The sequence below is a fragment of the Lentzea albida genome (genome assembly GCF_900111005.1).
GTDB lineage: Bacteria > Actinomycetota > Actinomycetes > Mycobacteriales > Pseudonocardiaceae > Lentzea > Lentzea albida.
The window spans coordinates 158,762-179,963 of record NZ_FOFV01000003.1 but is presented as its reverse complement, the minus strand read 5'-3'; the positions used below and the strand labels follow the sequence as shown (position 1 = coordinate 179,963).

The following is a 21,202-nucleotide window of genomic DNA, read 5'->3' as shown; positions in this document are numbered from 1 at the left end:
TCTTGCCTTGTGAGAACCCCTGTACCGGGTGTTGCTCCTCTCACTCGACTGGGTAGCCTGCCCCGTAACCTGAAACCACCCAAAGGAGTTACTCAGGTAACCCGCAGCGCTAGCCGTGGGACACAGGAGAGACCGAGAGCGCTGTGAGCGAGAAGAGCGGTTACACACCGACCAACTACCGGACCATTCGGTCGCGGCTGGCCGGTGTCGTGGTCGTTCCCAGCGTGGTCCTGCTGGTCATGTGGGCCGTTTTCTCCTCTTACACCCTTTTCGACGGTTTCTACATGCGGTCGGTCGCGGCCGGGGTGAAGGGCGCGGCGATCCCGTCCGTCGAGGCGCTCGCCGGGCTGCAGAAGGAACGGCAGCAGAGCCTCGAGGTCCTCGGCAACGTCCAGGGCGTCGACAGGGGCGGGCTCAAGCGCCAGCACGCCGTCACCGACGAGGCCGTCCGGAAGATGAGGGCCGCGTTCACCGAGTTCTCCGACAGCGTGCCGCAGGACATCAACGACCGGATCAACGCCCTCAACACCGCGCTGGACGAGCTGCCCCAGCAACGCGCCCGGATCGACTCGGGGTCCGCGAACGCGCAGGCGGTCTACGACTTCTACAACAGCCTGCTCGACTCGGGCGTCGCGCTGCTGTCGCGGCAGGCGCGCCTCGTGCCCGACGCGGAGGCGAGCCAGGCGAACGTCCAGGCCGTGACGATCTTCCAGGCCTCCGACTGGCTCTCCCGCGGTGCCACGATCGGGTCGCGCGGGCTGCTCAACGGCTCGTTCGCCGCACCGGAACGCGTCGAGTTCGCCCGGCTGATCGGCGCGTACCACTCGAGCCTCGACTCCTCGATCCCGTTCGCGCTGGAGCAGCCGCGCTCGCAGTACGACGCGCTGCGCGGCAGCACGGAGTACCGGACGCTGCTCGACCTCGAGGGCCGGATCATCACGGCCGACGCGGGCGTCACCGACGTGCAGTGGCGGGGCGTGGCCAGTCCCGTGCACGACAACCTCGTCGGGCTCGCCGTCACGCAGGCCCGCAACGCCGCCGACCTGGGCGTCGACAAGGCCGACAGCCGGGTCGCCGCGGTGCTGATCGGCAGCCTGATCGCGTTGCTCGCCGTCGTCGTGGGCATCGTGCTGGCGTTGCGCATCTCGAACCGGCTGGTGTCGCGGGCGCTGGTCACGCGGCTGACGTCGTTGCGGGAGGACACGCTGCGGCTCGCCCAGGAACGGCTGCCGCACATCGTGGCGCGCCTGCGCGGCGGCGAGCAGGTGGACGTCCACCGGGACATGCCGCCGCTCGACTACGGCAACGACGAGATCGGCCAGGTCGCGGACGCGTTCAACGCCGCCCAGTACACGGCGGTCGCGGCGGCGGTGAAGGAGACGCAGGCGCGCGAGGGCGTGAACCGGGTCTTCCTCGACATCGCCCACCGCAACCAGGGGCTCGTGCACCGGCAGCTCAAGATCCTCGACAAGCTGGAACGCGAGGAGGAGCACCCCGAGCAGCTCGACTCGCTCTTCCAGCTCGACCACCTGGCGACCCGCGCCCGCCGCAACGCGGAGAACCTGATCATCCTCGCCGGCGAGCAGCCCGGCAGGCAGTGGCGCAAGCCGGTGCGCCTGAGCGACGTCATCCGCTCCGCCGTCGCCGAGACCGAGCAGTACGTCCGGGTCAGGGTGAACCCGGTGCCCGACCGCGCGCTGGTCGGCGTGGCCGTCGCCGACACCATCCACCTGCTCGCGGAGCTCGTCGACAACGCCACGGCGTTCTCGTCCCCGCGCTCCGAGGTCGTCATCCACTCCAGTGCCGCGCCGCACGGGATCGTCATCGAGATCGAGGACCACGGCCTCGGCCTGACGCAGGAGGAACGCCTCCAGGCCAACGCGAAGCTCTCCAACCCGCCGGACTTCGAGACGATGGCGTTCCGGGGCGAGTCCCGCCTCGGCCTGTTCGTCGTCGCGAGGCTCGCCGCGCGGCGGGGCATCAAGGTGGAGCTGCGCGACTCGCCCTACGGCGGCACAGTGGCGTTGTGCGTCCTGCCGCCCGCCATCGTCGCCCCGCACAACACCGCGGGCGACATCACCGAGACCACTCAGATGCCGGTGCGGTCGTTCCACGACGCGTACCACGGGCACACCGAGGACCACCCGAGCTTCCCCGTGAAGGTGAATCCCGAAGTGCAGGAGGCACTGAACGCGGGGCTGAACGCGCTCGTAGAACCTGACATGAGCGCTGTTGCCCCTGTGGACGAACCAACCCCCGCGGCACCTCAGGCGATGGACGGGAAGGCACCCCTTCCCCGCAGGAAGAAGCGGCAGAACCTCGCGCCGCAGCTCATGCAGTCCTCGGAGGAGCCGTCGCACGCCGAGCCGGTGACCGGCGAACGGGCGGCCGAGCGGACCCGTGACGGACTCGCCGCGTTCCAGCGCGGCACCCGTGACGCCCGGCTGTCCGACGACTGGAGATCAGAAGGAGCCCCCTCGTCATGAAGGACAACACCAGCCAGCACGGCGAACTGAACTGGTTGCTGGAGGACCTCATCCAGCGCGTGGTCGGAGCCCGCCACGCGGTCGTGCTGTCGGCGGACGGACTCCTGCTCGGCCGCTCGGCCGGGCTGTCGCGCGACGACTCGGAGCACCTGTCCGCCATGGCGTCCGCGTTCCAGTCACTCGCCCGGGGGACCGGCCGCCATTTCGGTGGTGGTGCTGTTCGGCAGACCATCGTGGAGATGGAGCATGCTTATCTTTTCGTGACCGCTGCGGGCCACGGCGCGTGCCTGGCCGTGCTGGGTGAGGAGGACGCGGACATGGGCATGATCGCGTACGAGATGAACATGCTGGTCAAGCGAGTCGGCACGTACCTCTCCTCGGCTCCTCGCGCCGAGACCGCGACTGTCCCTTCGGCGCGTGAGTCGCGCTGATGACCGGGCGCGACGACTGGTGGTACGACGAGGCCGCGGGCCCGCTGGTGCGGCCGTACGCGATGGTGCGCGGCCGCACCCGGCCGAACGCGCCTGATCTGCACCTCGTGACGCAGGTCCGGGCGTCCTCGTTTGCGTCCGACCAGACGTCGCTGACGGTCGAACATCGCGAGATCATGGCCCTGTGCGCACGCCCGCTCTCGGTCGCCGAGGTCGCCGCCTACCTCGACGTCCCGCTCGTCGTGGTGAAGGTCCTGCTCTCGGACCTCATCGAGCGCGGTGACGTGCTCGTGCAGACCTCCACTCCCAAGATTCCTGACAGGGACCTCCTGCAGGCCGTACTGGATGGTGTTCGTGGGATCTGACGCCCAGCTGACCGTGCCGACCGCGGTCAAGATCGTCATCGCGGGCGGGTTCGGCACCGGCAAGACCACCATGGTCGCGTCGGTGTCCGAGATCCCGCCGCTGCGGACCGAGGAACTGCTCACCGAGGCCGGTGTGCACGTCGACGACCTCGCCGGCATCGAGGGCAAGGACACCACCACCGTCGCCCTCGACTTCGGCCGCATCACCATCAACACCAAGGTGGTGCTGTACCTGTTCGGCACGCCCGGCCAGAACAGGTTCTGGTTCATGTGGGACGAACTGGCGACCGGCGCGATCGGCGCGGTCGTGCTCGTCGACACGCGCCGGCTCGACTCGTCGTTCCCGTCGATCGACTTCTTCGAGCACCGCGGCATCCCGTTCGTCGTGGCCGTGAACTGCTTCGACGGGTCGCAGGCGTACACGGTGGACGAGGTGCGGCACGCCTTGGACATCGACGAGGCGATCCCGGTGGTGCTGTGCGACGCGCGGGACCGCGAGTCGTCGAAGTCGGTGCTGGTGGCGTTGATCCAGCACTCGATGAACCGGCTGGCGGCGGTCTAGAGCCGGGTACGGCGGTAGACCGGGTCCGGATCACCGAACTCCAGCAGGTTCTCGTCGAGGCCGTTGGAGACGGTGATCCGGTCGCCGGGGAACACGAAGCTGACGGGCGTCATGCCGGAGGCGCCGGGACCCGCGTACTCCAGCAGTTCGACCGAGTCGAGGCGCTGGCCGTGGAGGGCGGCTGCCTCGGCACGAGCGTCGTCGCGCCACGCGAGGTGGAAGATCCCACTGGTCCAGGTCCGTTGCCTCGCCGGCGAGATGGTGTTCCAGGTGACGGAGAGGTCCGCGAACTTCTGGTGGCTGATTTCGACCTGCTCGTGGCCGAAGTCCAGCAGGACGGGGGCGTCGGCGAACCACTCGTCGTCGTCGAGGTCCCAGAGCAGCCAGACGTGTCGCAGCGTGTGCCCGGTCAGCGCCCGGAGTCGTGCGTCGGCGATGTCGGAAGTGCCCAAGAGCCACTGCGGCTCGTAGCCGTCGATGTCGAAGTAGGACACCCCGAGGATTGTCCACGAACGCGAAAGGTCCCCCGGACCGTTCTGAGGGACCCTTCGCGAAACCCTATTTCGCGTAGTTGTGGAAACCGCGGCCCGACTTCTTGCCGAGCAGCCCCGCGTCCACCATGCGCAGCAGCAGCGGCGGCGGGGAGTACAGCGGCTCCTTGAACTCGTCGTACATCGACTCGGCGATGGCCTTGGTGGTGTCGAGGCCGATCAGGTCGGTGAGGCGCAGCGGACCCATCGGGTGCGCGCAGCCGAGCACCATGCCGTTGTCGATGTCGTCGGCCGAGGCGAAGCCGGACTCCAGCATGCGGATCGACGAGAGCAGGTAGGGGATCAGCAGCGCGTTGACCACGAAGCCGGCGCGGTCCTGCGAGCGGATGACCTCCTTGTGCAGGGTGCCGGTCACGAACGCCTCGGCGCGGTCCTGCGTGGTGGCGCCGGTCAGCAGCGACGGCACGATCTCGACCAGCTTCAGCACCGGCACCGGGTTGAAGAAGTGCACGCCGATGACCTGCTCGGGCCGGTTGGTGGCCATGCCGAGCTTCATGATCGGGATGGACGACGTGTTGGACGCGAAGATGGCGTCCTCGTCCTTCACGACCTTGTCGAGCGACGCGAAGATCTCGGTCTTGACCTGCTCGTTCTCGGCGACCGCCTCGACCACGAACTGGCGGTCGGCGAACTCGCCGATGTCGGTGGTGAACCGGATGCGCGCGATGGCGGCGTCCCGGTCCTCCTCGCTGAGCTTGCCCGACTTGACGCCCCTGGCGAGCGAGGTGGCGATCCGCCCCTGCGCCGCCTCGGCCGCACCCGCGTTGACCTCGACGACGATGACGTCGAGACCGGCGCGTGCGCTCACCTCGGCGATACCGGACCCCATGAGACCGGAACCGACGACTCCCACACGTTGAATGTCACTCACGTGCCCGATCCTGCCACGAGTGCCTCGAAACCAGGTCGCGGAGCGTCTCCTGCACGGTGTGGGCGTAGTCGCCGACCGGGCGGTGGCCCAGGGCCACGGCGGCGGACGTGTCCAGGACGAAGCCGCGGTGCCACGGGTGCAGGCCCGCTTCGGAGTGGTCCAGGAGGATCTCCGTCCACACGTGGCCGAGCGAGGCCGCGATGATCCGGGAGATCTCGAGGCCGTTCGGGGCGTCGGGGTCGGCGGCGTTCAGCACGCGCGCGCCGGGGTGGTCCGCGACCGTCTCGGCCAACGCCGCCAGGTTCGCCGCGGCGGTCGGGTGGTCGACGCCCTCACCGCGTGCGGCGAGCACGACCACCTTGTTGCCCGCGAGGATCCGTTCGACGAAGTACTGCTCCAGCGGGCGCTTGTTGCCGGGACCGTGCACTTTGGACGGTCGTAGCACGGTGACCGGCAGTCCGCTGTCGAGCAGCGTCCGTTCCGCCGCTACCTTGTTCGGGCCGTATCCCTCGCGGGTGAACGGATCCGACTCCTGCGGTGCGAGCGTCGGCTGGTCCTCGGTGACCGGACCGTCGAACCGGGGTGGCTCGGGGGAGTTCGCGTGCCGTCCCCGCGAGTCCGCGTACACGGCCTTGGCGGAGATCATCACGGTCGAGACGGCCTTGCGCGCCAACGGCAGCAGCGTCCGCGCGTCCTGGGCCGAGTAGCAGAGGGTGTCGACGAGGAGGTCGGCGCCGTCGCCCATCGCGGCGGCCAGCGCCTCGGGATCGCCGCGGTCGACCTCGCGGCCCGGCGCGTCGACGGTCCAGCCCGCCTGCCTCAGACGCCGAGCGGCGGCACGGCCGATGAGGCCCGTGCCGCCGAGGATCAACGCTCGTCTGCTCATCCGAGCATCAGATCAGAGACCGAGGCCGAGGCCTTCGGTCAGGCCGCCGACGCCGTCGAGCACGTCGAGGTCCGTGACACCGCCCAGCACGTCGCCGCCCAGCACGGTGCCGACGGTGCCGTCGACGACGCCGTGGACGGTGTCGTGCACGTCGCCGACCGGCGCGACGTCCGGGACGACCTCGTGGACGGTCTCGGTGACGGTCGTGACGTCGAGGGAGACGACGTCGGTCACGCCGGTGACGGTGCCGAGGACGCCGTCGACGTCCGCCACACCGGTCACGGTGCCGAGCACGTCGCCGGTGCCGGCGAGACCCGTCACACCGGACAGGTCGGTCACACCGCCGAGGTCAGTCACACCGCCGAGGTCCGCGACACCGCCCAGACCGGCAACGTCGCCGAGGCCGGGCACGACGCCGGTGACGCCGTCGAGGGTGTGCGACACGTCGCCGAGGCCGGACAGGTCGCCGACCAGGCCGTTGACGTCCGCGAGGCCGCCGACGTCCGCGATCGAGGCGGCGTCGAGCACCAGCGGGAGGATCTCCTGCACGTCACCGGGGGTGATGTCGCCGAGGCCGCAGGAGCCGAGGACGCCCTCCGGGTCGAGGTTGAACGCCGACAGCGCCGCCGGGTCGTTCAGGAGGTTGAGGGCGAACTCCTGCAGCGTCGCCGGCTGGGCCTCCTGCGGCACGGCCGCCGGGGTGGCCTGGGCGGGCGCGGCGGGCTGAACGGGCTGCTGCGGGGTGGCCGGCTGGATGTCCTGCTGCATCATGGGAGTGGAGCTCCTACGGCGGGTCGGGGGAAGGTTCCCGGGAACCGTAGTGAGATCAACATTCCCCTGGCATCGGGTGCGCGCCCTAGATCTCGGGCGGCCGAACTCCTTAGGGGCCGTCCGTCACCCGTTAGGGGGACGTCACCCCGCGTTAGGGGCGGGCGGCGGCACGGACCGTGTCGCCGCCCGTCCGCTCAGTCGAGCTCGGCCTCCGCCTTCGCGATCGCCGCGAACTCCTCCTCCGGAGCGTTCGCCACGAGGTGGTGCCGGCTGTAGAACCAGTAGTACGCCACGGCGATCACCACGATGCCCGCCGTGACCGCGGCGGCGATCTCGTCCACGAAAAACGTCGCGATGACAGCGGCCACGGCCAGGACCAGCGCCACGCTCGTGGTCACCACACCGCCAGGAGTCCGGTACGGGCGAGGCAGGTCGGGCGCCGTCTTCCGCAACACGATGTGCGACACCATCATCAGCACGTACGACAACGCGGCACCGAACACCGCGATGTTGATGAGCCGGGCGCCACCGGTCACGGGGTCGATCGTCTTCATCGTGGTCGCCAGGACGAAGCCGATCGTGCCGGGCACGATCAACGCCAGGTACGGGGTCTTGCGCTTGCCGGTCTTCGACAACCACCGCGGCAGGTATCCCGCCCGCGACAACGCGAACAGCTGCCGCGAGTACGCGTAGATGATCGAGAAGAACGACGCCACCAGACCGGCCAGCCCGACGTAGTTCACGAGCTGCGCCAGGAACGTGTCGCCGCCGTAGGCCGCGCGAACGGCTTCGGGCAACGGGTTGCCGGACGCCTCCAGCACCTTCGAACCCGCACCGCCGGGAGCGACGAGCAGGATGGCCGCCGCGAACACCAGCAGCACCACCATCGCGCCGATGATGCCGCGGGGCATGTCCCGCTTGGGATCGCGCGCTTCCTCGGCGGCCAGGGGCACGCCTTCCACCGCGAGGAAGAACCAGATCGCGAACACCACCGCGCCCCACGCGCCCGTCACGCCCATCGGCAGGAACGAGCCGTCACCGATGTCGAACAGCTTGGAGGAGTCGAACTTCGGGACCATGCCCACCACGAACGCGACCAGGGCCACCACGGCGACACCGGTGATCACGAACATCACCCGCAGCGCCTCGCCCACGCCGTACAGGTGGATGCCGACGAACACGATGTAGCACGCGAGGTACACGGGCCACGTCGCGTCGAGCAGACCGAGAGCCTTCACGTAGTCGCCGATGAACACCGAGATCGCCGCGGGAGCGATGGCGTACTCGATGAGGATCGCGATACCCGTTGCGTACCCGCCCAACGGGCCGAGCGCGCGCCTCGCGAAGCCGTAGCCGGCGCCCGCCACGGGCAGTGCCGACGCCAGTTCCGCCAGACCGAACACCATGCACGTGTACATCGTCGCCATCAGGATCGTGGCGATCAGCAACCCGCCCCAGCCACCCTGGGCGAGGCCGAAGTTCCACCCGGCGAAGTCGCCGGAGATCACGTACGAGACTCCCAGCCCGGCCAGCAGGACCCACCCCGCCGCGCCTCTCTTGAGCTGTCGGTGCTCCAGGTAGTCGCTGCTCACCTTCTCGTACTCGACGTGCTTGGCCATATGGACTCCTAATAGTCCTTTAAGCGGTGGTTGAGGGTGGCGCTCGTCACCCGGTGGTGTCAAGATGATGCGGCCAATGGCTCGCAGGCATACCTTTGGAGGAACGCGGAGATGCTGACCGTCGAGGAGTTGCGCGAGGCCGTGGACACCGGTGAGATCGACACCGTCCTGGTCGCGATCGTGGACATGCAGGGCCGCCTGCAGGGCAAGCGGTGCGCTGCGCGGTACTTCCTCGACGAGGTCCTCGGGCACTCCGCGGAGGGCTGCAACTACCTCCTCGCCGTCGACGTCGAGATGAACCCGGTCACCGGCTTCGCGATGTCGAGCTGGGAACGCGGGTACGGCGACTTCGTCATGAAGCCGGACGTCGAGACGCTGCGCCGGGTGCCGTGGCAGGAGGGCACCGCGCTGATCATGTGCGACGTCGTCTGGGAGAACGGCGACCCCGTCGTCGCCTCGCCGCGGCAGGTCCTGCGCAAGCAGCTCGACCGGCTCGCGGCGCTCGGCCTCGAGGCGTACGTCGGCACCGAGCTCGAGTTCATCGTCTTCGACGACACCTACGAGCGGGCCTGGAACGCGGGCTACCGCGACCTCACACCGTCCAACCAGTACAACGTCGACTACTCGTTGCTCGGCACCGCGCGCGTGGAACCGTTGCTGCGCGCCATCCGCAACGGCATGACAGGCGCCGGCATGGTCGTCGAGTCGGCCAAGGGCGAGTGCAACCCCGGCCAGCACGAGATCGCCTTCCGCTACACGACGGCGCTGCGCACGTGCGACCAGCACGCGATCTACAAGAACGGTTCCAAGGAGATCGCCTCGCAGCAGGGCAAGTCGCTCACGTTCATGGCGAAGTACAACGAACGCGAGGGCAACTCCTGCCACATCCACCTCTCCCTGCGGTCCAAGGACGGCGAGCCGGTCTTCGCCGAGGGCCACGGCATGTCGAAGCTGATGAAGCACTTCCTCGCCGGTCAGCTGGCCGCGCTGCGGGAGCTCACCTACTTCCTCGCCCCGAACATCAACTCCTACAAGCGCTACGTGCAGGGCTCGTTCGCGCCGACCGCCGTCGCGTGGGGACGCGACAACCGCACGTGCGCGCTGCGGGTCGTGGGCCACGGGCAGTCCTTGAGGTTCGAGAACCGGGTACCCGGCGGGGACGTGAACCCGTACCTGGCGGTGGCGGCGCTGATCGCGGCCGGTCTGCACGGCGTCGAGCAGGAGCTGGAACTGGAGGACGAGTTCGTCGGCAACGCCTACGCGTCCGACCGGCCGACGGTGCCGACGACGCTGCGCGAGGCGGCGGAGTTGTTGTCCGCCAGCGAGATCGCGCGATCGGCGTTCGGGCAGGACGTCGTCGACCACTACCTGAACGCGGCGAAGGTCGAACTGGCCGCGTTCGACGCGGCGGTCACGGACTGGGAGAAGGTACGCGGGTTTGAGCGCCTCTAAGCCACTCATCGGCATCAGCACGTACCTGGAGCGCACGCGCTTCGGGCACTGGGACGTGGAGGCCGCGGTGCTCTACCGCGGCTACCTCGACTGCGTGGTGCAGGCGGGCGGCAACCCCGTCATGCTGCCGCCGGTCGGCGCGTGGAACGCCGAGACCATCGCGTTCCTGGACGCCCTGGTGATCGCGGGCGGTGCCGACATCGACCCCGGGACCTACGGGGCCGAGCCCGACGAGCGGACCGGCGACCCGAACCCCGCCCGCGACGAGGCCGAGTTCGCGCTGGTCGAGGCCGCGCTGAAGCTCGACCTGCCGCTGCTCGGGGTGTGCCGGGGCATGCAGGTCCTCAACGTGGCGCTGGGCGGCACGCTGCACCAGCACGTCGAGGGCCACAACCCGGCGCCCGCGGTGTTCGAGCACACCGAGATCACCGTCGCGGAAGGCACCGCGCTGCACCGGATCCTCGGCGGCCGGACGACCGTTCAGTGCCACCACCACCAGTCGCTGGACCGGATCGCGGACGGGCTCCGGGTCACCGCGCAGGCCCCCGACGGCACGGTCGAGGCCGTGGAACTGGAAGGCGCGCGGTTCGTCGTCGGCGTGCAGTCGCACCCGGAGCAGGACATCGAAGACCTCAGGCTGTTCGAAGCGCTCGTGGACGTCGCAAGGAGCAAAGCGTCGTGACCTTTGACGTGATCAACCCGGCCACCGAGAAAGTCGTGCGGTCCGTACCGCACACCTCCCTCGAGGAGACGGACGCGGCGATCGCCCGCGCGCAGAAGGCGTTCGAGAGCTGGCGAACCGTCGCACCGGGAGACCGCGCCCGGCTGTTGCGGAAGTTCGCGGAGGTCGTCGACGCGCACGTCGAGGAGCTCGCGCTGCTGGAGGTCGAGAACTCCGGCCACACCATCGGCAACGCGCGCTGGGAGGCGGGCAACGTCCGCGACGTGCTGCAGTACTACTCGGCCGCGCCGGAACGGCTGTTCGGCAAGCAGATCCCGGTCGCGGGCGGGCTCGACGTCACGTTCCACGAGCCGCTCGGCGTCGTCGGCGTGATCGTGCCGTGGAACTTCCCGATGCCCATCGCGGGCTGGGGTTTCGCGCCCGCGCTCGCGGCCGGCAACACCGTCGTGCTCAAGCCCGCCGAGGTGACGCCGCTGACCGCGATCCGGCTCGGTGAGCTCGCGCTGGAGGCGGGCCTCCCGGAGGGCGTGTTCCAGGTGCTGCCGGGCAAGGGCAGCGTCGTCGGCAACCGGTTCGTCACGCACCCGTTGGTGCGCAAGGTCGTCTTCACCGGCTCCACCGAGGTCGGCAAGCAGATCATGGCGGGCTGCGCGGACCAGGTGAAGCGGGTGACCCTGGAGCTCGGCGGCAAGTCCGCGAACATCGTCTTCGCCGACTCCGACCTCGAGAAGGCGGCCGCCACGGCGCCGTACGGGGTGTTCGACAACGCCGGTCAGGACTGCTGCGCGCGCTCGCGGATCCTCGTGCAGGCCGGCGTCTACGACCGGTTCATGGAGCTGCTGGAGCCCGCCGTCAAGGGCGTCAAGGTCGGCGAGCCCGGTGACGAGGCCACCGAGATGGGGCCGCTCATCACGGCGGCGCACCTCGGCAAGGTGGCGTCTTACGTCCCAGACGACTCCCACGTCGCTTTCCGGGGCTCGTCGCCCGACGGTCCCGGGTTCTGGTTCCCCCCGACGGTCCTCACGCCGCCCGCGGACCACGTGACCGTCACCGAGGAGATCTTCGGGCCGGTCGTCGTCGTGCTGCCGTTCACCGACGAGGCCGACGCGATCCGGATCGCGAACGACTCCGAGTACGGCCTGTCCGGGTCGATCTGGACGAACGACGTCGGCCGTGCGATCCGGGTGTCCCGTGCCGTCGAGGCCGGGAACCTGTCGGTGAACTCGCACTCGTCCGTCCGCTACTGGACGCCCTTCGGTGGTGTGAAGCAGTCCGGCCTCGGCCGCGAGCTCGGTCCCGACGCGCTCGACGCCTTCACCGAGGTCAAGAACGTCTTCATCGCCACCTGATTTCCGGTCACACCCGAGCAAGGAGAACACAAGATGGTGCAGCGACTCGAGGGCCGCGTGGCCGTCGTGACGGGGGGCGGCAGCGGCATCGGACTCGCGACCGCGCGCCGGTTCGCGAGCGAGGGCGCGAAGGTCGTCGTCGCCGATCTCGACCCCGCCACCGGCAAGGCGGCCGCGGACGAGGTGGGCGGGCTGTTCGTCCAGGTCGACGTGACCGACGAGGAACAGGTCAAGGCGCTCTTCCAGACCACTGTGGACACTTACGGCAAGCTGGACATCGCGTTCAACAACGCCGGTATCTCGCCGCCCGACGACGACTCGATCCTCACGACGGGCATCGAGGCGTGGGAGCGCGTCCAGAAGGTGAACCTCACGTCGGTCTACCTGTGCTGCAAGTACGCCATCCCGCACATGCAGGCCAACGGCAAGGGCTCCATCATCAACACGGCGTCGTTCGTCGCGACGATGGGCGCGGCGACGTCCCAGATCTCCTACACGGCGTCGAAGGGCGGCGTGCTCGCGATGTCGCGTGAGCTCGGCGTGCAGTTCGCCCGGGAGGGCATCCGCGTCAACGCCCTGTCTCCCGGCCCGGTCAACACCCCGTTGCTGCGGGAGCTGTTCGCGAAGGACCCGGAGCGGGCCGCGCGCCGGCTCGTGCACGTCCCGCTCGGCCGGTTCGCGGAACCCGAGGAGATCGCCGCGGCGGTCGCGTTCCTGGCGTCCGACGACTCCTCGTTCATGACCGCGTCGAACTTCCTCGTGGACGGCGGCATCGCCGGCGCGTACGTGACACCTCTGTAGATGGTGGAACACGCGCAGGAGGCGTTGTTCCGCCCGGTGCGGGCGGGCAACGCCTTCGAGGAGACCGTCGAACGGCTCATGCAGTCCATCCGGCTCGGCGTCGTCGCGCCAGGGGAGAGGCTGCCGTCCGAACGGGACCTGGCCACCCGGCTCGGCGTGAGCCGGGTGACCGTGCGCGAGGCCATCAGGTCGTTGCAGGAGAACCACTACGTCGAGTCGCGAAGGGGGCGGTACGGCGGCACGTTCGTCAAGGACTCGCTCCCGAAGTCGGCCCCCGGCAAGGAGTTCGGCGACCTGCACGACGTGCTGACGTTGCGCAGGGTGCTGGAGACGGGCGCCGCGGAGACGGCGGCGGGCCGCTCGCTCGGCCCGGCCGAACGCCGTGGCCTGCGCGCCCGCCTCGAGGAGGCCTCGACCTCGTCGCTCGCGGAGTACCGGCGCAAGGACTCGCGGCTGCACCTCGCGATCGCCGAGGCGACCGGGTCCGCGGCGCTGACCGCCGCCGTCGCCGAGTCGCGGATGCGCGCCAACGAGCTGCTGGACCACATCCCGCTGCTCGAACCGAACCTCGCGCACTCCAACGCCCAGCACGAGCGCATCATCGTCTCCATTTTGGACGGAGACCCGGCGGCGGCCCGCCAGGCGATGGCCGAGCACCTCGACGGGACGGCCTCGCTGCTGCGCGGCTTCCTGGTCTGACCGGTCAGACTCCGGCGAACGCAGCAACGTGGCACAGTGATCGGGCATGTTGACGACAACGTGAAAACGTTTGCAGGCTTAAATGTCCTGTTGTCATGCGAATTCCGCATGCGACAAGGCTTGGCGTGAGCCTTGCGGACAGTTACCGTCCGAATACCTCGGGGACTTGCAGCGCGAGGAGCTGTTGATGCCAGGGTTGCGCAAGGTGTTTCGCGACGCCATGGGCCGGGTGCACTCACTCCGTGTCTTGTCCGAGGCGGGCATGGTCAGTCTCACGAACATCAAGATGTCCATGCAGGCGTTGCAGGAGGTCAAGGTCTGGGGACCGAACGTGACGGCGCTGCGCCGGTCCGTGCGGCTGAACCCCGACGGCGTCGCGGTCGTCGACGAACGCGGCTCGGTCACCTACCGCCAGCTGGACAGGCGGTCGAACGCGATCGCGCAGGGGCTGCGCTCGCTGGGGGTGCAGCACACGCACATCGTGGCGCTGATGTGCCGCAACCACCGCGGCATGGTCGAGTCGCTGCTGGCGTGCGCGAAGCTCGGCGTGCGCGTGCTGCTCGTCAACACCGGGTTCGGCGCCCCGGTCGTCCTGGACCTGTTGCACCGCGAGCGGGCCTCGCTCGTCATCCACGACGAGGAGTTCACACCGCTGTTCCACCAGCTGCCGCCGTCGATCCCGCGCTGGCTGTCGTGGTCGCGCGACGGCCTGGACCGCCGCACGCCGACGCTGGACCAGCTGGTGGCCAAGGCGCCGCGCGGCGAACTGGAACCGCCGCGCGAACCGGGTGTCGTGATCCAGCTGACGTCCGGCACGACCGGCACACCCAAGGGCACGGCCCGCGAGATCAAGTCCGTGCTGACCGCGTCGGACTTCCTCGACCGCATCCCGATGCGCTCGGGCGAGTCGACGTTCATCGCGGCCCCGATCTTCCACTCCGTCGGCTACTCGCACCTGACGCTCGCGATGTCGCTGGGCTCGCGCGCGGTGCTGCACCGCCGTTTCGACCCGCGCAAGACGCTGTGGTCGGTGCAGGGCCAGCGCTGCACGACGCTGGTGCTGGTGCCGACGATGCTGCAGCGGATCATGGAGCTCGACCGGCACGTGATCGACTCGTTCGACCTGTCGCACCTGAGCGTCGTGTTCTCGTCCGGGTCGCCGATCTCGCCGGACCTCGTCGAGCGCACCCAGTCCGTCCTCGGCCCGGTGCTCTACAACCTCTACGGCTCAACGGAAGTCGCCGTCGCCACCGTCGCGACCCCCGAAGACCTGGCGGCCGCGCCGTCGAGCGTCGGCCTGCCCCCGCACAACTGCGTCGTGCGCATCTACGACGAGAACGGCAACCGCATCACCCGGTCGTTCGTGACGGGCCGCATCTACGTCCGTGGCTCGCTGACCGTCGACCTCTACACCGACGGCACGCAGAAGGACTCGATCGACGGCCTGGTCGCGACCGGCGACCTCGGGCACTTCGACCCCAGCGGCAGGCTCTACTTCGACGGCCGCGAGGACGACATGATCGTCTCCGGCGGCGAGAACGTGTACCCGGTCGAGGTCGAGAACCTGCTCATGACGCATTACCGGGTGCGCGACGCGGCGGTGCTGGGCGTGCCGGATCCCGAGTACGGGCAACGGTTGCGCGCGTTCGTGGTGCCGGTCGCGGGGGCGCGGATCGACGTGCGGGAGCTGCGCGAGTTCGTGCGCACCCGCCTCGCACGGCACAAGGTCCCGCGCGAGGTCGTGGTCGTGCCGCAGCTGCCGCGCAACGCGACCGGCAAGGTGCTGCGGCGCCAGCTCCTGGCGATCCGGCTCGGGCCGCAGCACTAGTACGTCTGGGCGGAACGCGCGTCACCGCAGAACGAGGGGGACTAATCCGGCGGTGACGCGCGTTCCTGGCTTGGGGAGTGCGCGACTCACGGCGTCGGGGATCGGTACGTGAGTCGCGCACTCGGTCGGGTCACCGCTCGAAGCGGTCGCCCCGCTCACCGCGGTCGCCGAACGGCCCGCGCTGGTCGAAGCGGTCGCCGCCGCGGTCGGGGCCTCGTTCACCGCGCTCGTACATCCGCACCTGGCCGGGGCCGCCGCGGTGGTCGAAGCGGTTGGCGGCGACCGCTCCCACGATGCCGCCGCCGAGTACGAGGCCGAGCAGCCCCACGGCGACGAGCTGGGTGGCGCGGTGGCGCACGAAGCGCCTCCCGCGGCCGGGGCCCGCCGGCACCGCGGCCGCGGGGGTCGCGGCCGGAGGAGGCGGAGGTGGTCCGGCCGGTGTCTCCGCGGCGGGAGCGGCGGCCGGAGTGGCCGCTGCCGGTGCGGCGGAGGCTTCGGCCGGTGCTGCCGCCGGCGCCCCGGCAGGCAGCGGGGTGGTCGCCTGGTCCGGTGCGGGCTGGGCGGCCTGCGGTTCGTTCTGCGACGGCTCCTTCGGCGGAGGCGTCTGTCCCTGCTCGCTCATGTCCTCAACGATGCGCCGTTCGACTGAGCTGGGGCTGACAGCCACCTGTTCGTTTCCTGAAGCCCTCCGGGGAACCGCCTGGAGTTCATCACGGGCCTCGAACCAGCGAAAACGTGCCGCTGGTCGGCGTAGGTCGCGCCGAAGGTCTCGTCGTCGAGCACCCCGGTCCACAGGAAGTGCAACGTGGTGCGCGTGCCGTTGCGGGCGTCGCGGCGGGCGTAGTGGTCGCGCAGGTCGGCGTAGAGCAGGCGCAGTTCGTCCCGGTTGGACTCGGTGAGGCGGACCGGGCATTCGACGACCAGGTCGGACATGGCGGTGCTCCTTTCGGCGGGCCGGGAGACGACCAGGGTGCTCGCCCCGGGCACCGCGCCGCATCCGAAAAACCACTCAGACGCCGTGCGTAGAGAAAGCGGTTGCGCCGGCGCGCTTCAATCGGACCATGGAACTCGTACCGCTCCGCAGGGAGTTCGCGCAGGCTATGGCCAGGAGCCGCCCGAACGACGCCGAGGTCGACCGCCTCACCGGTACGCACGGGACGTTCACGCTGGAGGATTACGAGGCCTACGTCGAGCGGACCCTGAACGACCCGAACCGCTACACGCGTGCGATAACGGAGGACGGCGAGTTCCTCGGCGAAGTCGTTCTCACCATCAATCCGCACAACCGCTCGGCGGGCCTGCGGATCGCGATGTGGGACGGTTTCGGCAAGGGGTACGGGACGGCCGCGATCAAGCACGCCCTCGACCACGCGTTCCACGAGCGGAACCTCCACCGCGTCGACCTGGAGGTGTACGACTTCAACGAGCGGGCCATCCACGTGTACAAGAAACTGGGCTTCCGCGAGGAGGGCCGGTTGAGGGACGCCCTGCTCTGGGACGGCGTCTTCCACGACGCGATCGTCATGTCCATCTTGAGCACCGATAACATCTGATCCGCAACCACTCTCTTCGATCTAGGAGTCACCGTGTCCGAGTCGCGCCCAGCAGTCGCCCAGAACCCGCCGCGCGTGGTGGTTCCGGCTGGGACGACGGCGGGCACGGCCGTGCGCGAGGCCGGTCTGCCGGGCAAGGGCCCCGACGCGATCGTCGTCGTGCGCGACGCCGAGGGCCACCTGCGCGACCTGTCGTGGACCCCGCAGGTCGACGTCGAGGTCGAGGCCGTCGCCGCGGACACCGAGGACGGCCGCAGCGTCGTGCGCCACTCCGCCGCGCACGTGCTGGCGCAGGCCGTCCAGCAGCAGTTCCCCGAGGCCAAGCTCGGCATCGGCCCGCCCGTGAAGGACGGCTTCTACTACGACTTCCAGGTCGAGAAGCCCTTCACGCCCGAGGACCTGCAGGCGCTCGAGAAGCGCATGAAGCAGATCATCAAGTCCTCGCAGCGGTTCTCCCGGCGCGTCGTCGAGTCGATCGACTCCGCGAAGGCCGAGCTGGCCTCCGAGCCGTTCAAGCTGGAGCTCGTCGACATCAAGAGCGACGTCGACACCAGCGAGGTCATGGAGGTCGGCGGCGGCGAGCTGACGATCTACGACAACCTCGACCCGCGCTCCGGTGAGCAGGTCTGGGGCGACCTGTGCCGCGGCCCGCACGTGCCGACGACCAAGCACATCCCGGCGTTCAAGCTGACCCGCGTGGCGGCGGCGTACTGGCGCGGCAACGAGAACAACCCGCAGCTGCAGCGCATCTACGGCACCGCGTGGGAGTCGCAGGAGGCGCAGGACGCGTACCTGGAGCGCCTGGCCGAGGCCGAGCGCCGCGACCACCGCAAGCTGGGCGTCGAGCTCGACCTGTTCTCGTTCCCGGACGAGATCGGCTCCGGTCTCGCGGTGTTCCACCCCAAGGGCGGCATCATCCGCAAGGCGATGGAGGACTACTCCCGCCAGCGCCACACCGAAGAGGGCTACGAGTTCGTCTACTCGCCCCACATCACCAAGGGCAACCTGTTCGAGGTCTCCGGCCACCTCGACTGGTACAAGGACGGCATGTACCCGGCGATGCACCTCGACGCCGAGCTGAACGAGGACGGCACCGTCCGCAAGCCGGGCCAGGACTACTACCTCAAGCCGATGAACTGCCCGTTCCACGACCTGATCTTCAAGTCGCGCGGCCGTTCCTACCGCGAGCTGCCGCTGCGCATGTTCGAGTTCGGCGGCGTCTACCGGTACGAGAAGTCCGGCGTGGTGCACGGCCTGACCCGCGTGCGCGGCATGACGCAGGACGACGCGCACATCTTCTGCACCAAGGACCAGGTGCGCGACGAGCTGAAGTCGCTGCTGACGTTCGTGCTGGACCTGCTGCGCGACTACGGCCTCGACGACTTCTACCTGGAGCTCTCGACCAAGAACCCCGAGAAGTACGTGGGTGCGGACGAGATCTGGGACGAGGCGACCGAGACGCTCGCGTCGGTGGCGCAGGAGTCCGGCCTGGAGCTCGTGCCCGACCCCGGTGGCGCCGCGTTCTACGGCCCGAAGATCTCGGTGCAGTGCCGCGACGCGCTCGGCCGCACCTGGCAGATGTCGACCATCCAGCTCGACTTCAACCTGCCCGAGCGCTTCGAGCTCGAGTACACGGGCCCGGACGGCTCGCGCGTGCGCCCGGTCATGATCCACCGCGCGCTGTTCGGCTCGGTGGAGCGCTTCTTCGGCGTGATGACCGAGCACTACGCGGGCGCGTTCCCGGCGTGGCTCGCGCCGGTGCAGGTCATGGGCATCCCGGTGACGTCCGAGAACGCCGACCACCTGTTCGCCGTCCGCGAGACGCTGAAGAAGGCCGGCATCCGGGTCGAGGTCGACGCCTCCGACGACCGCATGCAGAAGAAGATCCGCAACCACACCATGCAGAAGGTGCCGTTCATGCTCCTGGCGGGCGCCAAGGACGTGGAGGCGAACGCGGTGTCGTTCCGGTTCCGCGACGGCACGCAGATCAACGGCGTGCCGGTGGAGCGGGCCGTCGAGCAGATCGTCGAGTGGGTGCAGCGCCGTGAGAACGCCTCGCCCACGGCGGAACTGCTCTCGTGACGCCTGAGTACTCCTCTCAGGACGGTGTGGGGGTCCCGGACGCGTTGCAGCGCCTGTGGACCCCGCACCGCCTGTCGTACGTGCAGGGAGCGGGCAAGGCCGAGGGCGACGAGCCGGAGGGCTGCCCGTTCTGCCGCGTCGTGGAACTGTCCGACGAGGACGGTCTGATCGTCGCGCGCGGCGCCGAGGTCTTCGCGCTGCTGAACCTGTATCCGTACAACCCCGGCCACCTGATGGTGTTGCCGTACCGGCACGTGGCGGACTACACGGACCTGACGGTGTCGGAGGTGGCCGAGCTCGGTGCCTTCACCCAGAAGGCCATGAAGGTCGCTCGGCACGTGGCGGCGCCGCACGGGTTCAACATCGGCATGAACCAGGGCGTCGTGGCCGGCGCCGGGATCGCCGCCCACCTGCACCAGCACCTGGTGCCGAGGTGGGGCGGCGACGCGAACTTCATGCCGGTCATCGGGCACACGAAGGTGCTGCCGCAGCTGCTGGGCGAGACCCGGCAGCTCCTGGCCGACGGCTGGAAGGCCGTCGACTGATCGCTCAACAGTAGAAATCTGTTGACTTTCGATAGGTCAGCGAGGCATGGTCATCCCATGCCTCGCTTGCTGCTGCCCCTGGTGGGCTGTCTCCTCCTCGCCGCGCTCGGTGTCGGCGCTCTGCTGTACGCCCAGCACGACGACGCGCCCGGTCTGGGTCTCATCGGTTTCGTGCTGATTTTCGGCGGCATCGGGCTCGGTGTTCGGGCCGCATTGCGGACTAAACGTGGCGTTTAGCCTGCGGGCGTGATTGAAATCCGTACGAATTCGTGGACAAAAGAGTGACAAAACCCACTGCCGTTTGTCTGCGGTGGACAATCAAGGCTCTTTCCACGTGACAAGGAATGACTTTAGGTTACTTCTTTCGGGTGCATTTCCCGGCCTGTTCGAGACGTAACGCCAGCACAAAGCGATTCCAGGTAGGTGAGATCACCCACCTGGAGGTGTCAACTGCGAGTCAAGTCCCCGCCTATGGCCGATCGTCTCACCGTGTGCGAATGGTTACGGTGCGAACATGACCGCACCTGAGCGTTCGCGATTAGCGAGAGAGCGGCTTTCGCGTGAACTACGCCGGTTGCGCACCGAGGCGAAGATGACCGGCACGGCCACCGCCCGTGCCACCGGGATGAGCCAGTCCAAGCTGTCGAAGATCGAGAACGGCATGCTGCTCCCGTCCGTGACGGACGTGGAGCGTCTCGTGGCGGAACTGGCCGCCGCGAGAGAGACGCGCATCGAACTGGTCGAACTCGCCAGGTCGCTGCACGCGGAGGCGGAGACCCGCCGCGTCGTGCTGCACCGAGGAGCGCACCGCCACCAGCAGACGATCAGCCGCGTGGAGGCGCGGGCCGCGACGTCGAGGTTCTTCCAGGTCAACCTGGTCCCCTCGCTGCTGCAGTCCGAGGCCTACCTGCGGATCGTGCTGGGGACGATGCCGCATTCGGAGCAGGAGGCCGCGGTGGCCGCCCTGCGCACCCGCCGTTCCCGGATGGACGACCTGGCCAAGCAGTTCGTGTTCGTGCTGTCCGAGAGCGCACTCCGCTGGCGGATGGGCTCGGCGGAACTCATGGCGGAACAGGTGGAACACCTGATCGCCATGCAACGCCGCCCGAACGTCCGCCTGGGCGTCGTGCCGTGGTCGGCCGACGCCAACGTGGTCGCGTTGCACGGGTTCCAGATCTACGACGAGCGCGTCGTCACGGTCAGCGTGCTGACCGGCAACGCCACCATCACCGACCCGCTGGACGTGCGCGAGTACCTCGCGTTGTTCAGCCGGTTGGAGCGGCTGGCGGTGCGAGGGGAGGAGTTGCAGGGGTTGCTGAAGCGCATCGCCGAGGACCACCGCCGGCTGGGCTAGGGGCCCGGCCGGGCTCCGGTCAGCGGATCCGGTCAGCGGTGTGCGGTGTTAGGAGGGGTTGAGCGAGGGGGTCGAGCGGGCTGTTCGCGGGGCTGTCGCGGGGACGAGACGGCGCTCGCACGGCCCGCGCTCCGCGCGCATGCCCCGCGCTCCGCGCGCATGCCCCGCGCTCCGCGCACGGCTGGCGCCTCGCGCACGTCCGACACCTCGCGCACGGTCTGCCTCGCATGCATGCCTGGCGCTTGGCGCACGGCCCGCACCTCACGCACGGCCCGCACCTCACGCACGGCCCGCACCTCGCGCACGACTGACGCC

The 21,202-nt window shown here is 69.2% G+C and carries 22 protein-coding genes; 15 read left to right on the top strand and 7 right to left on the bottom strand.

What is annotated here, in order from left to right; genetic code table 11:
• Nucleotides 1-143 precede the first annotated feature (143 nt).
• Genes BMY74_RS09855 through BMY74_RS09840 form a run of 4 tightly spaced genes read left to right on the top strand, consistent with a single transcriptional unit; the run spans nt 144 to nt 3,844 of the window.
• Nucleotides 144-2,486: a sensor histidine kinase gene (locus BMY74_RS09855; RefSeq protein WP_342716667.1), complete on the top strand. Its 2,343-nt coding sequence runs from the start codon at nt 144-146 to the stop codon at nt 2,484-2,486.
• Complete coding sequence (locus BMY74_RS09850; protein WP_089913172.1) at nt 2,483-2,917, top strand: roadblock/LC7 domain-containing protein; 435 nt, start codon at nt 2,483-2,485, stop codon at nt 2,915-2,917. Before BMY74_RS09855 ends, BMY74_RS09850 begins: the two co-directional genes overlap by 4 nt.
• Complete coding sequence (locus BMY74_RS09845) at nt 2,917-3,282, top strand: DUF742 domain-containing protein (RefSeq protein WP_089913169.1); 366 nt, start codon at nt 2,917-2,919, stop codon at nt 3,280-3,282. Before BMY74_RS09850 ends, BMY74_RS09845 begins: the two co-directional genes overlap by 1 nt.
• Nucleotides 3,263-3,844, top strand: a complete 582-nt coding sequence (locus BMY74_RS09840) for a GTP-binding protein (RefSeq protein ID WP_089913166.1) — start codon at nt 3,263-3,265, stop codon at nt 3,842-3,844. Before BMY74_RS09845 ends, BMY74_RS09840 begins: the two co-directional genes overlap by 20 nt.
• Here the strand turns inward: BMY74_RS09840 and BMY74_RS09835 are convergent.
• The 5 genes from BMY74_RS09835 to eat all read right to left on the bottom strand — a co-directional run bounded on the left by BMY74_RS09835 (nt 3,841) and on the right by eat (nt 8,542).
• Nucleotides 3,841-4,338: a hypothetical protein gene (locus BMY74_RS09835; protein WP_089913163.1), complete on the bottom strand. Its 498-nt coding sequence runs from the start codon at nt 4,336-4,338 to the stop codon at nt 3,841-3,843. The genes BMY74_RS09840 and BMY74_RS09835 overlap by 4 nt on opposite strands.
• Nucleotides 4,339-4,402: 64 nt before the next feature.
• The gene (locus BMY74_RS09830; protein ID WP_089913160.1) at nt 4,403-5,266 is read right to left on the bottom strand and encodes a 3-hydroxybutyryl-CoA dehydrogenase; all 864 of its coding nucleotides are present in this window, start codon (nt 5,264-5,266) and stop codon (nt 4,403-4,405) included.
• Nucleotides 5,259-6,152: an NAD-dependent epimerase/dehydratase family protein gene (locus tag BMY74_RS09825; protein ID WP_089913157.1), complete on the bottom strand. Its 894-nt coding sequence runs from the start codon at nt 6,150-6,152 to the stop codon at nt 5,259-5,261. The genes BMY74_RS09830 and BMY74_RS09825 overlap by 8 nt, the downstream gene beginning before the upstream one ends.
• A gap of 12 nt (nt 6,153-6,164) precedes the next feature.
• The gene (locus BMY74_RS09820; RefSeq protein WP_089913154.1) at nt 6,165-6,923 is read right to left on the bottom strand and encodes an IniB N-terminal domain-containing protein; all 759 of its coding nucleotides are present in this window, start codon (nt 6,921-6,923) and stop codon (nt 6,165-6,167) included.
• Nucleotides 6,924-7,117: 194 nt separating this feature from the next.
• Complete coding sequence (eat, locus tag BMY74_RS09815) at nt 7,118-8,542, bottom strand: ethanolamine permease (RefSeq protein ID WP_089913150.1); 1,425 nt, start codon at nt 8,540-8,542, stop codon at nt 7,118-7,120.
• 111 nt (nt 8,543-8,653) lie between these two features.
• On the opposite strand from eat, the gene BMY74_RS09810 reads away from it, so the two are divergent.
• The 6 genes from BMY74_RS09810 to BMY74_RS09785 all read left to right on the top strand — a co-directional run bounded on the left by BMY74_RS09810 (nt 8,654) and on the right by BMY74_RS09785 (nt 15,353).
• Nucleotides 8,654-9,994 (top strand): glutamine synthetase family protein, encoded by a 1,341-nt coding sequence (locus tag BMY74_RS09810; RefSeq protein WP_089913146.1) that lies wholly within the window; start codon nt 8,654-8,656, stop codon nt 9,992-9,994.
• Entirely contained in the window at nt 9,981-10,676 is a 696-nt protein-coding gene (locus BMY74_RS09805) for a gamma-glutamyl-gamma-aminobutyrate hydrolase family protein (protein ID WP_218159588.1), read from the top strand. Before BMY74_RS09810 ends, BMY74_RS09805 begins: the two co-directional genes overlap by 14 nt.
• Nucleotides 10,673-12,025 carry an aldehyde dehydrogenase family protein gene (locus BMY74_RS09800; RefSeq protein WP_089913143.1) on the top strand — a complete coding sequence of 451 codons (1,353 nt, stop codon included), beginning with the start codon at nt 10,673-10,675 and terminating at the stop codon, nt 12,023-12,025. The genes BMY74_RS09805 and BMY74_RS09800 overlap by 4 nt, the downstream gene beginning before the upstream one ends.
• A gap of 33 nt (nt 12,026-12,058) precedes the next feature.
• Nucleotides 12,059-12,826, top strand: a complete 768-nt coding sequence (locus tag BMY74_RS09795; RefSeq protein WP_089913140.1) for a 3-oxoacyl-ACP reductase — start codon at nt 12,059-12,061, stop codon at nt 12,824-12,826.
• On the top strand, nt 12,827-13,525 hold the full coding sequence (locus BMY74_RS09790) for a FadR/GntR family transcriptional regulator (RefSeq protein ID WP_089913136.1): 699 nt from the start codon (nt 12,827-12,829) through the stop codon (nt 13,523-13,525).
• Nucleotides 13,526-13,787: 262 nt separating this feature from the next.
• Complete coding sequence (locus BMY74_RS09785; protein WP_245786009.1) at nt 13,788-15,353, top strand: AMP-binding protein; 1,566 nt, start codon at nt 13,788-13,790, stop codon at nt 15,351-15,353.
• Nucleotides 15,354-15,483: 130 nt separating this feature from the next.
• On the opposite strand, the gene BMY74_RS44115 is transcribed toward BMY74_RS09785, so the two are convergent.
• Nucleotides 15,484-15,975, bottom strand: a complete 492-nt coding sequence (locus BMY74_RS44115; RefSeq protein ID WP_143091510.1) for a hypothetical protein — start codon at nt 15,973-15,975, stop codon at nt 15,484-15,486.
• Entirely contained in the window at nt 15,972-16,286 is a 315-nt protein-coding gene (locus BMY74_RS09775) for a hypothetical protein (RefSeq protein ID WP_089913131.1), read from the bottom strand. Before BMY74_RS09775 ends, BMY74_RS44115 begins: the two co-directional genes overlap by 4 nt.
• A gap of 128 nt (nt 16,287-16,414) precedes the next feature.
• Between BMY74_RS09775 and BMY74_RS09770 the strand changes: the two genes are divergently transcribed.
• The 5 genes from BMY74_RS09770 (at nt 16,415) to BMY74_RS09755 (ending at nt 20,887) form a co-directional block, all read left to right on the top strand.
• Nucleotides 16,415-16,906 (top strand): GNAT family N-acetyltransferase, encoded by a 492-nt coding sequence (locus BMY74_RS09770; RefSeq protein WP_089913127.1) that lies wholly within the window; start codon nt 16,415-16,417, stop codon nt 16,904-16,906.
• Nucleotides 16,907-16,939: 33 nt separating this feature from the next.
• Entirely contained in the window at nt 16,940-18,988 is a 2,049-nt protein-coding gene (gene thrS, locus BMY74_RS09765; RefSeq protein WP_245786008.1) for a threonine--tRNA ligase, read from the top strand.
• Nucleotides 18,985-19,533 carry an HIT family protein gene (locus BMY74_RS09760; protein ID WP_089913120.1) on the top strand — a complete coding sequence of 183 codons (549 nt, stop codon included), beginning with the start codon at nt 18,985-18,987 and terminating at the stop codon, nt 19,531-19,533. Before thrS ends, BMY74_RS09760 begins: the two co-directional genes overlap by 4 nt.
• Before the next feature lie 66 nt (nt 19,534-19,599).
• Nucleotides 19,600-19,770: a hypothetical protein gene (locus BMY74_RS44110; protein ID WP_177229661.1), complete on the top strand. Its 171-nt coding sequence runs from the start codon at nt 19,600-19,602 to the stop codon at nt 19,768-19,770.
• A 277-nt stretch (nt 19,771-20,047) separates the two neighbouring features.
• Nucleotides 20,048-20,887: a helix-turn-helix domain-containing protein gene (locus BMY74_RS09755; protein ID WP_089913118.1), complete on the top strand. Its 840-nt coding sequence runs from the start codon at nt 20,048-20,050 to the stop codon at nt 20,885-20,887.
• The last annotated feature ends 315 nt before the right edge of the window (nt 20,888-21,202 follow it).

Coding starts and splice junctions, on each gene's coding strand:
- BMY74_RS09755 (WP_089913118.1), top strand. CDS start 20,048: ATGACCGCACCTGAGCGTTCGCGATTAGCGAGAGAGCGGCTTTCGCGT.
- BMY74_RS09825 (WP_089913157.1), bottom strand. CDS start 6,152: ATGAGCAGACGAGCGTTGATCCTCGGCGGCACGGGCCTCATCGGCCGT.
- BMY74_RS09840 (WP_089913166.1), top strand. CDS start 3,263: ATGGTGTTCGTGGGATCTGACGCCCAGCTGACCGTGCCGACCGCGGTC.
- BMY74_RS09845 (WP_089913169.1), top strand. CDS start 2,917: ATGACCGGGCGCGACGACTGGTGGTACGACGAGGCCGCGGGCCCGCTG.
- BMY74_RS09775 (WP_089913131.1), bottom strand. CDS start 16,286: ATGTCCGACCTGGTCGTCGAATGCCCGGTCCGCCTCACCGAGTCCAAC.
- BMY74_RS09770 (WP_089913127.1), top strand. CDS start 16,415: ATGGAACTCGTACCGCTCCGCAGGGAGTTCGCGCAGGCTATGGCCAGG.
- BMY74_RS09820 (WP_089913154.1), bottom strand. CDS start 6,923: ATGATGCAGCAGGACATCCAGCCGGCCACCCCGCAGCAGCCCGTTCAG.
- BMY74_RS09810 (WP_089913146.1), top strand. CDS start 8,654: ATGCTGACCGTCGAGGAGTTGCGCGAGGCCGTGGACACCGGTGAGATC.
- BMY74_RS09850 (WP_089913172.1), top strand. CDS start 2,483: ATGAAGGACAACACCAGCCAGCACGGCGAACTGAACTGGTTGCTGGAG.
- BMY74_RS44115 (WP_143091510.1), bottom strand. CDS start 15,975: ATGAGCGAGCAGGGACAGACGCCTCCGCCGAAGGAGCCGTCGCAGAAC.
- BMY74_RS09790 (WP_089913136.1), top strand. CDS start 12,827: ATGGTGGAACACGCGCAGGAGGCGTTGTTCCGCCCGGTGCGGGCGGGC.
- BMY74_RS09795 (WP_089913140.1), top strand. CDS start 12,059: ATGGTGCAGCGACTCGAGGGCCGCGTGGCCGTCGTGACGGGGGGCGGC.
- eat (WP_089913150.1), bottom strand. CDS start 8,542: ATGGCCAAGCACGTCGAGTACGAGAAGGTGAGCAGCGACTACCTGGAG.
- BMY74_RS09785 (WP_245786009.1), top strand. CDS start 13,788: ATGGTCAGTCTCACGAACATCAAGATGTCCATGCAGGCGTTGCAGGAG.